This is a genomic window from Enterococcus sp. UD-01 (genome assembly GCF_044909655.1).
In the GTDB taxonomy this organism is placed as follows: Bacteria; Bacillota; Bacilli; order Lactobacillales; family Enterococcaceae; genus Enterococcus_L.
This window is the reverse complement of the sequence record NZ_JBIYEU010000001.1, coordinates 445,254-458,691: the sequence shown is the minus strand read 5'-3', so window position 1 is coordinate 458,691 and position 13,438 is coordinate 445,254. Positions and strand designations below refer to the sequence as shown.

12 protein-coding genes and 1 other annotated feature are annotated in these 13,438 nt (G+C 38.7%); of the genes, 11 read left to right on the top strand and 1 reads right to left on the bottom strand.

The features are described 5' to 3' along the window. Positions 1–43 precede the first annotated feature (43 nt). Positions 44–245: a binding site (T-box leader), on the top strand. 85 nt (positions 246–330) lie between these two features. Together argS and ABH902_RS02235 are read left to right on the top strand one after the other, a co-directional pair. After that, entirely contained in the window at positions 331–2,022 is a 1,692-nt protein-coding gene (argS, locus tag ABH902_RS02240) for an arginine--tRNA ligase (RefSeq protein WP_404588894.1), read from the top strand. 280 nt (positions 2,023–2,302) lie between these two features. After that, on the top strand, positions 2,303–2,806 hold the full coding sequence (locus ABH902_RS02235) for an HD domain-containing protein (protein ID WP_404588893.1): 504 nt from the start codon (positions 2,303–2,305) through the stop codon (positions 2,804–2,806). A gap of 60 nt (positions 2,807–2,866) precedes the next feature. Here the strand turns inward: ABH902_RS02235 and ABH902_RS02230 are convergent, their stop codons facing one another. Then, positions 2,867–4,222 (bottom strand): MATE family efflux transporter, encoded by a 1,356-nt coding sequence (locus ABH902_RS02230; RefSeq protein ID WP_404588892.1) that lies wholly within the window; start codon positions 4,220–4,222, stop codon positions 2,867–2,869. A gap of 282 nt (positions 4,223–4,504) precedes the next feature. Here ABH902_RS02230 and ABH902_RS02225 point away from each other — a divergent pair, with 282 nt between their 5' ends. From ABH902_RS02225 to ABH902_RS02185, 9 genes are all read left to right on the top strand, one after another. Further along, on the top strand, positions 4,505–5,773 hold the full coding sequence (locus ABH902_RS02225) for a voltage-gated chloride channel family protein (protein ID WP_404588933.1): 1,269 nt from the start codon (positions 4,505–4,507) through the stop codon (positions 5,771–5,773). Between the two features lie 24 nt (positions 5,774–5,797). Further along, complete coding sequence (locus ABH902_RS02220; protein ID WP_404588891.1) at positions 5,798–6,082, top strand: UPF0223 family protein; 285 nt, start codon at positions 5,798–5,800, stop codon at positions 6,080–6,082. Then, complete coding sequence (locus ABH902_RS02215; RefSeq protein ID WP_404588890.1) at positions 6,079–6,852, top strand: inositol monophosphatase family protein; 774 nt, start codon at positions 6,079–6,081, stop codon at positions 6,850–6,852. Before ABH902_RS02220 ends, ABH902_RS02215 begins: the two co-directional genes overlap by 4 nt. A 174-nt stretch (positions 6,853–7,026) precedes the next feature. Further along, positions 7,027–8,865, top strand: a complete 1,839-nt coding sequence (gene typA / locus ABH902_RS02210; RefSeq protein WP_404588889.1) for a translational GTPase TypA — start codon at positions 7,027–7,029, stop codon at positions 8,863–8,865. A gap of 158 nt (positions 8,866–9,023) precedes the next feature. Next, positions 9,024–9,590, top strand: a complete 567-nt coding sequence (locus ABH902_RS02205) for a hypothetical protein (RefSeq protein ID WP_404588888.1) — start codon at positions 9,024–9,026, stop codon at positions 9,588–9,590. Positions 9,591–9,592: 2 nt separating this feature from the next. Continuing rightward, entirely contained in the window at positions 9,593–9,820 is a 228-nt protein-coding gene (locus ABH902_RS02200; protein WP_404588887.1) for a hypothetical protein, read from the top strand. 218 nt (positions 9,821–10,038) lie between these two features. Continuing rightward, positions 10,039–11,808, top strand: a complete 1,770-nt coding sequence (gene recQ, locus ABH902_RS02195) for a DNA helicase RecQ (protein ID WP_404588886.1) — start codon at positions 10,039–10,041, stop codon at positions 11,806–11,808. Between the two features lie 112 nt (positions 11,809–11,920). Next, on the top strand, positions 11,921–12,223 hold the full coding sequence (locus tag ABH902_RS02190; protein WP_154775461.1) for a YlaN family protein: 303 nt from the start codon (positions 11,921–11,923) through the stop codon (positions 12,221–12,223). A gap of 3 nt (positions 12,224–12,226) precedes the next feature. After that, the gene (locus ABH902_RS02185) at positions 12,227–13,420 is read left to right on the top strand and encodes an FtsW/RodA/SpoVE family cell cycle protein (protein WP_404588885.1); all 1,194 of its coding nucleotides are present in this window, start codon (positions 12,227–12,229) and stop codon (positions 13,418–13,420) included. Positions 13,421–13,438 lie beyond the last annotated feature (18 nt).

Below are 13,438 nucleotides of genomic sequence, written 5' to 3'. Positions count from 1 at the left end.
TAGGCACAGTAAAAAAAATTTGCTATAATAAAACAAGTTTAATAATGATTCGATGAAAAAGAGAGTACTTCATTTGCGTTACCACAGCGATTTCGGGAAGGTGCAAGCCGAAAATAACTGGATGAAGGAACCGCACTTTTGAGAATCTGCTTAGGCAGACGGCATCTACCGTTATAGATTAAAGTAGGTTCGTTGCAAATTGACGAACAAAAAGAGTGGTACCGCGGGAAAATCTCGTCTCTGATGCGTAAGCATCAGGGATTTTTTTGTATTTATCCACTAAATGAATACATGGTAAGTAAAACGTTAAAATTAATAGGAGGAACGATGATGAATAACAAAGAAATAGTCGCAAAAGCGATTTTTCAGGCAGTACAGGATGATTTAACCTTGGAGCAAGTCGCGCAGCTATTGGAAAATCCCAAATCTGCGGAGCATGGTGACGTTGCTTTTCCAGCCTTTTCTCTGGCAAAAATTTACCGCAAAGCGCCCCAGCAGATCGCTGCCGATTTAGCTGAAAAAATTGACGGTAAGGATTTTGAAAAAATCGAAGTCGTTGGGCCTTACTTGAATTTCTTTATGAACAAAGCTATGATTACAGAAGCTGTCATTGGGCAAATTGCTAAGGATAAAGGCCATTATGGTGACAGTAATATCGGTGGGCAGGGAAATGTGCCGATCGATATGTCTTCACCAAACATAGCGAAGCCAATTTCAATGGGACATTTACGTTCTACCGTTATTGGGAACTCACTTGCCTATATTTTAGAAAAAATTGGTTATCAACCAATTCGCATTAATCACTTAGGCGACTGGGGGACTCAATTTGGTAAATTGATCGTCGCTTACAAAAAATGGGGCTCAGAAGAAGCAGTCAAAAATGAACCAATTGCTGAACTGTTGCGTCTATATGTTGATTTCCATGAAAAAGCTGAAACTGAACCTGAATTAGAAGAAGAAGCACGCGCGTGGTTTAAAAAGCTGGAAGAAGGCAATCAGGAAGCCACAGAACTATGGCAGTGGTTCCGGACAGAGTCGCTAAAAGAATTCGATAAAATTTATGCGATGCTGGAAATTTCCTTTGATTCTTATAATGGCGAAGCTTTCTATAATGATAAAATGGCAGAAGTCGTAACGATGCTGGAAGAAAAGCATCTACTGACACAAAATGACGGAGCGGAAATCGTTGATTTGTCTGCCTATGATCTAAATCCGGCCTTAATAAAAAAATCTGACGGAGCGACTCTTTATATTACGCGTGATTTGGCTGCTGCCATTTATCGTAAACGGACGTATGATTTTGCACAATCTCTTTATGCCGTCGGTAATGAACAATCCAACCACTTTAAACAGCTTAAAGCGGTCTTAAAAGAACTAGGATTTGATTGGGCAGACGATATGCATCATATACCATTTGGTTTGATTACCCAAGGCGGTAAAAAGCTATCCACCCGAAAAGGAAAAATTGTTTTATTGGAAAAAGTATTAAATGAAGCCGTCGAGCTTGCCAACAAACAAATTATGGAGAAAAATCCTGATTTGCCAAACCGTGAAGAAGTTGCGAAGCAAGTGGGAATCGGTGCGGTTATTTTCCATGATTTGAAAAATGATCGTTTGAATAACTTTGACTTTGTTTTGGATGAAGTCGTTCGTTTTGAAGGAGAAACGGGACCTTACGTGCAGTACACGCATGCTCGGTCAATGAGTATTCTAAGAAAAGCAGATTTCACGATTGATGAAAACAAAGCATATCAATTAAACGATAAAGACAGCTGGGAAGTAGTGAAGTTATTACAAAAATTCCCAGAGGTGGTCCTGCAGGCGGCTGAAAGATATGAGCCTTCTGTTATCGCCAAACATGCTATTCAACTGGCACAAGCATTTAATAAATACTATGCTCATGTTAAAATCTTAGCTGAAGATGAACAAAAAGAAGCGCGTCTGGCTTTAGTCTTTGCCATGGCTACGATTCTTAAAGAGGATTTACGTCTATTGGGCTTACATGCACCTAACGAAATGTAATTAAAAAAAAATCCTTTAGCTAGTTTTTTTGACTGGGTAAAGGATTTTTTTAATAAGCATCTTGTAAAGATAGTCATTTAATATACTAGAAAATACGTTTATAAAGGAAATATTAAAGTTTGTTTACGGAAGTTGAAATTCCTAGTATTTCCAAAAACAAGGTGCTATACTGCATACAAGTCGAAAAATTCTTTGGAAACAGATGTCATTCAAAGAATTTTATCAAAATGCAAAGCAATCATTTAATTATTGCTTACATAAAAAGGTGGAACCAGAATTAATGACGGAAAAATGGCGTGAAGATCAGGAATATATGTCTTATGTAGAAGATTTACTGGCAACTGAAGAAGTACAGCGTTTAAGCAACTATACTCAGCATGTTCATTCAACTCGTTTAGAGCATTCAATCAGTGTTTCATACAATAGCTACAAGCTAGCCAAAAAATGGAATGGCGATGCCAGAGCGACTGCTCGTGCCGGCTTATTGCATGATCTATTTTATTATGACTGGCGCACAACAAAATTCGATGAAGGCTCTCATGCCTACATGCATCCTAGAATTGCCGTTAAAAATGCAGAAAAGCTGACAGAGCTTTCTGACTTAGAACGAGATATCATTATTAAGCATATGTGGGGCGCAACCATTGCACCGCCGAAATACAAAGAAAGCTATATTGTAACAATGGTAGACAAATATTGCGCAGTCAAAGAAGCGTCAGAGCCAATGGGCAATGCCGTAAAAGCAAAATGGCGCCAATTGATCGGAAAAAAACAAACGATTTAAACCAAAACAGCTGCTCTGTAAATTAAACAGAGCAGCCGTTTTTTTTGTTAAAAAATACATTTATAAGCCTTCGTTCATTTTAGCCCGTTCCAAGGATTTAAGTCGGTTCATCGCTTTGATATAAGAAGCAATCAACACTACAACAGATCCGGCCCAAGCTAGTGGTGAGGCAAGTGCTGCTCCGATAAAGCCAAAGACTGCCGTTAGAATAATCGCTGCAAAGGAGCGCATGACCAGCTCCATAAGTCCGGCTAAAGTAGGAATCACGCTTTGACCAAGACCTTGCAGGGTATAACGGACAATGAACAATATTGCTAATAACCAATACATACTGCCATTGACATTAAAATAGGTCTGTGCAAGAGCTAAAACCTTTGTTTCCTTAGCACTGACAAACAAAGTCACCAAGTGATCTCCAAAGAAAATTACGATGGCGCCGGCTAAAAAGCTAAAGCCAATACTCATCACTAAACATTGATTCACGCCTTGAATAATTCGTTTGTAATTTTTAGCGCCATAATTTTGGGCAGTAAACGTCGCCATCGCGATACCAAAGGACATCATAGGCTGAGTCGCAAATTGTTCAATTTTGCTGGATGCAGCTTGTGCGGCAACCACATCTGTTCCTAAACTATTTAAGGCAGCTTGTAAAACAATCGCACCGATGGCAATGATGGAAGATTGGAAAGCCATCGGCAGAGCAATATTTAAATGCGTGCGGATTTCTTCTTTATTGATAGCAAAATCTTTTTTGCGTAACTGTAAATTGGGTATTCTGCGGCGAATATAGAGGACACATAAGATACTTGAAATGATCTGTGCAGTGACAGTAGCGATACCAGCTCCTGCTACCCCCATATGAAAGTTAATAATTAAAATCAAATCCAAAACAACATTGATGACACTGGCAATGATTAAAAAGAAAAGCGGCGTTCGACTGTCGCCTAAAGCCCGAATCATATTGGAAAGTAAATTAAAAGCCATTGCGGCAAAAATACCAACAAATATAATAGAAATAAAGGTTTGAGCATCTTTAATTATTTCAGGAGGCGTCTGCATTAAAACCAGTATCGGATGAACAAAAACCAAGCTTAAAACAGTTAAGAAAATCGTTACAGCAGCACTAATCAAAATGCTGGTAGCGAAGCTTTTTTTCACTCCTTGATAATTTTGGGCGCCGAAATATTGCGAGGTAATAATTGATAGTCCAGCGGTCAACCCTTGCGCGAAGCCGATAATTAAAAAAGTAATGCTGCCGGTAGAGCCTACTGCAGCTAAGGCGTCTTTTCCTAAGGTTTGTCCAACAATAATCATATCAGCCATATTGTAAAATTGCTGGAAGATATTACCGATTAATAAAGGAATCGTGAAGAAAAAAATCAGTTTTGCGGGATTACCGTGAGTGAGTTCTTTCACTGAAAACATCCTTCCGTTGATTGATGTGTAATTTTAGTGCGCAGAACAAAAATATTTTAGTAGAACGGTTCAAAATTTTCCTATTCATAGTAGCACATTTTTTAGGTTTTGCAAGAGGTTGACATTAAGACTTTGCTGATAAAAAATAAAAAAATGAAAAGTTTATATATAGATGATTTCCTTCTCGTTTCTTTCTGGAAAAATTGTTATAATTGTAAACGATGATTCAAAAGTAGAGAGAGTATTCAATTGGTACAGGCAGAAAGAGGCGATGGATTAAAAATGGAAGATAATTTACACGCACCAGTTAAAATTAGTATTTATATGTTGAAATGGTTGGTGATTACCGCGTTCGTCGGCATAGTGATGGGCAGCTTATCTGCCTTCTTTTTAAGTAGTTTGACGTTTGTTACAAAGCTTCGACTTGAAAATAGCTGGCTGTTATTGCTACTACCGGTCAGTGGAGCGTTATTCGCTTTTTTATACAGCCGGTATGGCGGAAATGCAGTTCGCGGAAATAATTTAGTGATTGAGCAGGCGAATGGCAATGCTGAAAATATTCCGCTGCGCTTAATTCCTCTAACTTTATTTGGAACAATTACGACTCATTTATTCGGTGGTTCTGTAGGTCGAGAAGGAACAGCTGTACAAATGGGCGGAGCAGTAGCTAACGCGGTTGGTCGCTTGTTCAAGTTAGATAATGTGGAACGAGAAATTGTTATTATCAGCGGCATTAGCGCTGGGTTTAGTTCAGTGTTTGGCACACCTTTAGCGGGCACGATCTTTGGACTTGAAGTCTTAGTGATTGGCCGTTTACGATCAGATGCCATTTTCCCAAGCTTTTTTGCTGCTTTTTTTGCAAATTTTGTTGCAGAAGCTTTAGGCGCTCAGCATACCCATTATTTAATGGGGGCAATTCCGGCATGGACCGGTGCGTTGTTTATCAAGCTTTTTATTGCCGGAATTATTTTCGGTTTAGTCGGCTGGCTGTTCAGTCGTTCGATTGTTTGGCTTAAAACGTTTTATGCAAAACATGTGGGAAATGTCGTCTGGCGAAACTTTATCGGCGGAGCAGTTGTTGTGGCAGTTGCTTTAATCTTACAAACGCAGCGCTATTTAGGGTTAAGCTTGCCGCTTTTAAAAGACGCTTTTGCTGGAAGCAATCATTGGTACGATTTTATAGGAAAGCTATTTTTCACAGCACTATCTTTAGGCGCAGGCTATCAAGGTGGCGAAGTAACACCGTTGTTTGAAATTGGGGCTACCTTGGGCAGTACTTTAGCACCATTATTGAATTTGTCGATTCCTTTTTTGGCCGGTTTAGGCTTTATCGGCGTCTTTTCAGGTGCAACAAATACTCCGATTGCTTGCTTTATTATGGGGATTGAGCTGTTTGGCGGGGAAGCGGCCTTGTTCTTTTTTATGATCTGTTTAATCAGCTTCATGTGTTCCGGCAACACTGGTATATATTCTTCTCAAAAAACTGAAGTGGAAAAAGGTGTATTGTTTTTACCCATTTGGACGAATTGGCAAAAGCGCAAAGCAAAATGAACGATAAGTAAGTGAGGGCGAACAATGAAAGACTATCAGTATCCATTAGATTTAGATTGGACCACAAAGGAAATGGTGATCGTGACGAATCTGTGGTCTGCAGTAGAAGCAGCGAATGAACAAGGGATTGAAACGACTACGTTTCTTAAAAACTATCAAGCATTTAAACAAGTCGTCAAAAGTATCGGAGAAGAAAAACGTTTAGGCAATGAGTTCGAAAAAGCTTCTGGCTATTCCCTTTATCGAACCGTTCAGCAGGCGAAAAAGCAGCAGTCAGGCAGATTAAAAATAGGAGCGAAGACAAAATGATACAGCAAGTAATGATAAAAGAAGTCAAGGAATGGATCTATGCAGCAGCTGAAAAAATCCGTGCTAGCATAGATGCTGAACTGTCCATCGCACAAAAATCCGGACGCACAGACTTAGTAACAAATATTGATCAAGAAACGCAAGCTTTCCTGATTGGCAAAATTAAGGAGCGGTACCCTAAGGATCGTATTCTAGCGGAGGAAGAAGGCTATAGTGAGCTTGATTCTTTGCAGGGCAGAGTTTGGATCATAGACCCGATTGACGGAACCTTGAATTTTGTTTTGGAGCGTGAAAACTTTTGCATCATGATCGGCTTTTATGAAAATGGCATTGGACAGCTGGGGTTTATTTATGATGTCATGCAGGATGAGCTTTTTTGGGGCGGTAAAGGTCTGGGGGTTTATAAGAATGAAGCAGCGTTACTGCCACCTGCCAATTTGACATTGTCTGAAGGACTGTTGGGCATGAATGCCTATATGTACGGAAAAAATATTCATTCCGCTTGGGAAATCGGTCATGAAAGTATGGGCGTGCGTGTTAGCGGATGTGCAGGATTAGAAATAATTGCTATGCTAAAAGGAAATCATATCGGCTATTTATCCAATCTTAGTCCGTGGGATTATGCGCCCGGCTTAGTGCTGCTTGAAGAGTTTGGCTTTAAGTATGCGGGGATTAACGGACAAAATTTACGTTTTTCCGGTAGAGAATACTTTTTGGCTGCTACACCGAAGGCCTTTGACACTATTCAGGAAAAATATCTAAATGTGTGATTCGAAGAAATAAACAAGGAAAAAGAGATTTATTTTCTAAAAAAAGCAATAAAATATGAGGTTTTCAAAAGTTTTCAACACTTTAGACTATATTTCATGAAAAATATTTGCTATAATAAAAAGTCGGATTTAATGAACAAGTGACGTAAGGCAAAAGGATAAGGAGCAATTATATTGAAATACAGAGAAGATATTAGAAACGTAGCCATCATCGCCCACGTCGACCACGGGAAAACAACGTTAGTCGATGAGCTATTAAAACAATCAGAAACATTAGACGGTCATACACAATTACAAGAACGGGCAATGGACTCTAATGCAATTGAAAAAGAACGCGGTATTACTATTTTAGCTAAAAACACCGCTGTTAATTATAAGGGTACGCGCATCAACATCATGGATACTCCCGGACACGCGGATTTCGGCGGTGAAGTAGAACGTATTATGAAAATGGTTGATGGCGTTGTCTTAGTTGTTGATGCCTACGAAGGCACTATGCCGCAAACACGTTTTGTATTGAAAAAAGCCCTGGAACAACATTTAACACCTATCGTTGTTGTAAATAAGATTGATAAACCTTCTGCTCGTCCTGAACACGTTGTTGATGACGTATTAGAACTATTTATCGAATTAGGAGCTGACGAAGATCAATTAGAATTCCCAGTGATTTATGCTTCAGCAATTAACGGCACGTCAAGTTTGCAGGATGACCCAGCATTACAGGAAACAACAATGGCACCAATTTTCGATACGATTATTGAACACATTCCGGCTCCTGTAGACAATAGCGATGAGTCTTTACAATTCCAAGTTTCTCTATTAGATTATAACGATTACGTTGGACGTATCGGGATTGGTCGTGTTTTCCGCGGTTCAATTAAAGTTGGCGATCAAGTAGCTTTAATGAAATTAGACGGTACGGTTAAAAAATTCCGTGTTACCAAATTGTTTGGTTTCTTCGGCTTACAGCGTTTAGAAATTCAAGAAGCCAAAGCCGGCGATTTAATTGCTGTTTCAGGCATGGAAGATATCTTCGTCGGTGAAACAGTAACGCCAATCGATCATCAAGATGCGTTGCCGATTTTACACATTGATGAACCAACTCTGCAAATGACTTTCTTGGTTAATAATTCACCATTTGCCGGTCGTGAAGGGAAATTCGTTACGGCCCGTAAAATTGAAGAACGCTTAATGGCTCAATTACAAACAGACGTATCTTTACGTGTAGACCCAACTGATTCGCCAGATGCTTGGACAGTGTCCGGTCGTGGCGAGCTGCATTTGTCTATTTTAATTGAAAATATGCGTCGTGAAGGCTACGAGTTGCAAGTATCACGTCCGGAAGTTATCGAACGTGAAATTGAAGGGGTTAAATGCGAACCTTTCGAACGTGTACAAATTGATACACCGGAAGAGTACATGGGCAGTGTCATTGAATCACTAAGCTTACGTAAGGGTGAAATGCAGGACATGATTCATACTGGAAACGGTCAAATTCGTTTAATCTTCTTGGCACCAGCACGTGGATTAATCGGCTATACGACTGAATTCCTGTCTATGACTCGTGGTTACGGTATTATGCACCACACGTTTGATCAATACTTGCCAATGATTCAAGGAACGATCGGCGGCCGTCATCAAGGTGCGCTAGTTTCTATCGATACGGGTAAAGCAACGACTTACAGTATCATGAGTATTGAAGAACGCGGAACAGTCTTTGTAGAACCAGGTACTGAAGTATACGAAGGCATGATTATCGGTGAAAACAATCGTGACAACGATTTAACCGTTAATATTACCAAGGCAAAACAAATGACTAACGTTCGTTCAGCAACTAAAGACCAAACTTCTGTTATTAAAAAACCGAAGAAATTGACTTTAGAAGAATCATTAGAATTCTTGAATGAAGATGAATACTGTGAAGTAACACCAGAAAGTATTCGTTTAAGAAAACAAATTTTAAATAAAAATGAACGTGAAAAAGCCAATAAAAAGAAGAAAATAGCAGAATAAATCTGTTATATATTTAATATTTCTCGAAGACTTAGTGGAGACTACTGAGTTTTCGAGATTTTTTCATTTTTTTTTATTTTATTTTTCATTTTGTTATGGAAAATTAGTCAGCAATAAATTACAATAGGAAATGAAAAAATAAATAAGGGAGTTTTTTTATGACAGGTTATTGGATTGTGCCTATTGTGTTGGTTGCTGTATGTATTTATGCTTTTTACTCTCATAAAGCGACGAAAAGCTATTTTGAGGACGCTACAGGAGAAAAGGCTGAGAAGGATTTGCAGCTGCAAAAAATAATTAAAGGAATGGTTCAAGAGTTTGATCCGAATTTACAGAATAAGATAATGGTGAACGGCCATTACAGTAAACGGGTTGAACTGGGTATAAAAATCACTACTTACTATTCATATGCGCTAGTTTTAGATCCAAAGAGCAATAAAATTGATGTGTATAGCTATCATCCAGAAACGAAAAAGATGTCCGCGCACGGAAGTTTTCCAAAAGATTGCGTGGAAGCGATCGATGTTCACAGCGGTATGCATACAAACTACATTTTTAAGGATGAGAAGGGGAAACAGCTCTTCGCTGTTAATACCAAAGCAGAGGATTACGCAGCTGATGGCGAATATTCGATTAATTTTTCGCAGGTTGAGGAATACAATCAATTTAGAAGCTATTTTGGTTTAGATACAGAAATGACAGCGCAGAAAGGAGATAGTAATTAATTATGGCAAACGAAGGAAACATTACGTATATTATTTTTGGATTGGCATTATTTTATTTCGTTTATCAAATGTATATGATTAGAAAAAATAGAAAAGCAGGTCACGGCTATGTGATTCGTCCTTTGAGACTGATTGCAGCTGTGCTGGTTTTATTGATTGCTTTATATGGAATCATTACAGGACAAACATTTGATGACGTAAATGGTCAAATTGAAAATCTTTTACAATAAAACTAGATAATACGCATTTTTGTGGATAACTTAGCATTATTTACCACAAAAATGCGTATCTTTTTTATAAGAGGCTGTTAAATCAAGCTCTCTAATTTTATGAATAAATAGAATTGTTTCACGTGACGGTGATGTTTCACGAAGGGGCCGATCAACCTTGAATTGCCAAATTGCCCGTGCTAGAATAGCAACTAGGTAAAAAGAACGGAGAGAGTTTCGTGGTAGATATCAAAAGCTTATTAAAAGACAAGTTTGGCTATGATGAATTTCGGCAAGGACAAGAAGAAATCATCCAGCATGTATTAAAAAAGGAGAATGTTTTAGGAATTATGCCCACTGGGGGCGGAAAATCGATTTGTTATCAGCTGCCAGCTTTGGTGCTGGAGCATTTGACTCTGGTTATTTCGCCTTTGATCTCTTTGATGAAGGATCAGGTGGATGCCTTGAATATGATGGGCATTCCTGCAACATTTATAAATAGTACCATTTCTCAGCAAGAAATGAATAAGCGGATCCAAATGGCAGTAGACGGAAAGGTCAAGCTTTTATATGTGGCGCCCGAACGCTTGGAATCATTCGATTTTCAACAGCTGCTTTTACATGTACCGATCGATTTATTGGCTGTCGATGAAGCACACTGTATTTCTCAGTGGGGCCACGACTTTCGTCCCAGCTACTTACGTTTGGCGGAAATCATTACGCAGTTTCAGCAGCAGCCGACAATCATTGCTTTAACAGCTACTGCGACTGAACAAGTAGCACAGGATATCATCGAACAATTGCATATTCCGGAGCAAAACTTAGTTCAAACTGGCTTTGCCAGAGAAAATTTAGCTTTTCAGGTCGTCAAAGATCAAAACAGAGACGTCTTTCTTTTAGAATATTTGAAGTTGAACAAAGGACAATCCGGAATCGTTTATGCAAGTACTCGAAAAGAGGTTGAGCGAATTTATCATTTGCTTAAAAGTAAGAAAATCACTGTCGGCATGTACCATGGCGGTATGAACGAGCAGGAGCGCAATCAGAATCAAGAACAGTTTCTATTTGATCAGCTACAAGTAATGGTAGCGACGAATGCTTTCGGCATGGGGATTAATAAAAGCAATGTCCGCTTTGTCATTCATGCCCAAATTCCGGGAAATATTGAGTCCTATTATCAGGAAGCTGGTCGGGCAGGTCGAGATGGTCTGCCCAGTGATGCCATTTTGATGTATGCACCTCAGGATCTGCAGATTCAGCAGTTTTTTATTGAGCAGTCGGACATGACGATTGATTACAAACAAAAGGAATATTTAAAATTAAGAGAAATGTCTCAATACGCTAATGCGCAAATGTGTCTGCAAAAGTTTATTTTACGTTATTTTGGAGAGGTTGGTACGGATTGCGGCCGTTGCTCGAATTGCTTGGATGACCGCGAATTAGTAGATATTACGGTGGATGTACAGAAAGTCCTTTCCTGCGTGAAACGCATGGGTGAAAAATTCGGCAAGGGCTTGGTTGGCAAAGTTTTGACTGGTTCAAAGGATCAAAAAATTGATATGTGGCATTTTGATCGCCTGCCCACTTATGGGTTAATGAAAGACCGGACACAAAAGGAAGTGACGCAATTAATTGATTATTTGACTGCGGAACGATACTTAACGCCGTCGGATGGACAATATCCTTTATTATCGGTATCACCGTCCGGCGTTCAAGTTCTTTTAGGCAAACAGACCGTTTTTAGAAAAGAAGATCAGCGCGTCAGAAAAGTCGCCGAAGTGAATGATGAACTATTTGAAAAGTTGCGTGCTTTACGTATGGATTTAGCACAAGAAGCCGGTGTGCCGCCGTATTTGATATTTTCAGATAGCACATTGAAGGAAATATGTGAAAAATTACCGGAAAATTCTATTCAGTTGCTGCAAGTAAAAGGTGTAGGTCAAAACAAACTGGATAAATATGGTGAACAGTTCTTGGCTGCGGTAAATGAATTCAAAAAAACAGATTAAAATAGGAAAAGATTAAATTTTTTTATTAAACTGTGGTTTTTAGAAAACTGCTATGAATCATAGGGGAAATTATGCTATAATTACAGCACTAAGATGGGAGGTAGCGTCCAATATGGAGACCATTTCAAAAGAATTTGCTATTCAATTATTAAATGAAGATGCGCAAAGAATTATGATGCTTATCCGCAATCAAAAGAATAGTCTATGCATCTCACAATGCAAGGCGTTTGAAGAAGTTGTAGATACGCAAATGTACGGTTTTTCCCGTCAAGTAACTTATGCGATACGTTTAGGTATTTTAAGTTCAAGTCAGGGGCATCAACTACTAAGTGATTTAGAAAAAGAACTAAATCAATTATATAGCGACGTTTACGAAGAAACACAAGAAAAAAAAGAAATTGGCAAGGAGGTTTAAACTTTGCCAAATAAGGTAAAAAAACGGCATTTGCTGGATTACAGCATTTTAATTCCTTATTTAATGTTAAGTGCCATTGGCTTAATCATGGTTTATAGTTCAACCTCGACATATTTAGTATCACAAGGGAAAAACCCGAACGGCATGATTATTTCTCAACTGCAGTTTTGGGGCTTGAGTTTGGTGGCGATGTTCTTTATTTATAAGATGAAGACAACGGTTTTTCAAAACAAAGGCTTTATTATGTTTGCTATTGTGGTTATCTCGGCTTTGCTGCTGGCAGTTCGTTTTACAACGCTGGGGAAAGAAATTAATGGTGCCAAAGGTTGGCTTCAGTTTGGTGGATTTTCTATGCAGCCGGCGGAATATTTGAAAATCATGGTAATTTGGTACTTGGCATTTATTTTAGGAAGAAGACAGAAATACATTGATGAAGAATTTAAAAAAGCAGTATTTCGACCAATGCTTTTAGTTGGTTTTTTAATTTTCTTAGTAGCAATTCAGCCCGACTTAGGAAATGCCGCGATTTTAACATTACTTGTAATTGTCATGTTATTATCAAGCGGTATTAACTATATGTACACCTATATTTTCGGCGGTTTGGGCATTATTGGTAGTGTGGGAGTTATCGAAACCTTAGTTTTGACTAAGGGTAGTTTTGTACCTGCGCGTTATCAATATGTATATCAGCGCTTTGCTATCTTTTTAAATCCGTTCAAAGATGAACGAAATGCAGGGCATCAGCTGGCCAATTCTTATTATGCAATTAACAATGGCGGCTGGTTCGGCAGAGGGCTGGGCAATAGTATTCAAAAGAAAGGCTTCCTGCCTGAAGCCCATTCGGACTTTATTTTTTCAATTACCATTGAGGAATTAGGTCTGCTTGCCTCTTTACTGATTCTAGCGATTTTAATGTTTATGATTGCTCGGATTATTTTAGTCGGTGTTCGTTCCAAGAAGCCGTTTAACTCGTTAATGTGTATTGGTATTGGTGCTATGTTATTGCTACAAGTTTTCATTAACTTGGGCGGACTTACCGGAATTATTCCATTAACAGGTATTACTTTCCCGTTTTTAAGTCACGGCGGAAATAGCTTATTGATTATTTCCATTGCAATTGCTTTCGTGCTGAACATCAGTGCCGATGAGAAAAAGCAAAAGATGGACCAAGAATATCAAATGCTTGCTAATCAGTAACTATAGGCAAATAAATAT

What these genes read in the sequence shown, in the direction of transcription:
- argS (WP_404588894.1), top strand. Translation starts at nt 331, where the DNA reads ATGAATAACAAAGAAATAGTCGCAAAAGCGATTTTTCAGGCAGTACAG.
- ABH902_RS02220 (WP_404588891.1), top strand. Translation starts at nt 5,798, where the DNA reads ATGAAAGACTATCAGTATCCATTAGATTTAGATTGGACCACAAAGGAA.
- ABH902_RS02205 (WP_404588888.1), top strand. Translation starts at nt 9,024, where the DNA reads ATGACAGGTTATTGGATTGTGCCTATTGTGTTGGTTGCTGTATGTATT.
- ABH902_RS02190 (WP_154775461.1), top strand. Translation starts at nt 11,921, where the DNA reads ATGGAGACCATTTCAAAAGAATTTGCTATTCAATTATTAAATGAAGAT.
- ABH902_RS02200 (WP_404588887.1), top strand. Translation starts at nt 9,593, where the DNA reads ATGGCAAACGAAGGAAACATTACGTATATTATTTTTGGATTGGCATTA.
- ABH902_RS02215 (WP_404588890.1), top strand. Translation starts at nt 6,079, where the DNA reads ATGATACAGCAAGTAATGATAAAAGAAGTCAAGGAATGGATCTATGCA.
- ABH902_RS02225 (WP_404588933.1), top strand. Translation starts at nt 4,505, where the DNA reads ATGGAAGATAATTTACACGCACCAGTTAAAATTAGTATTTATATGTTG.
- ABH902_RS02235 (WP_404588893.1), top strand. Translation starts at nt 2,303, where the DNA reads ATGACGGAAAAATGGCGTGAAGATCAGGAATATATGTCTTATGTAGAA.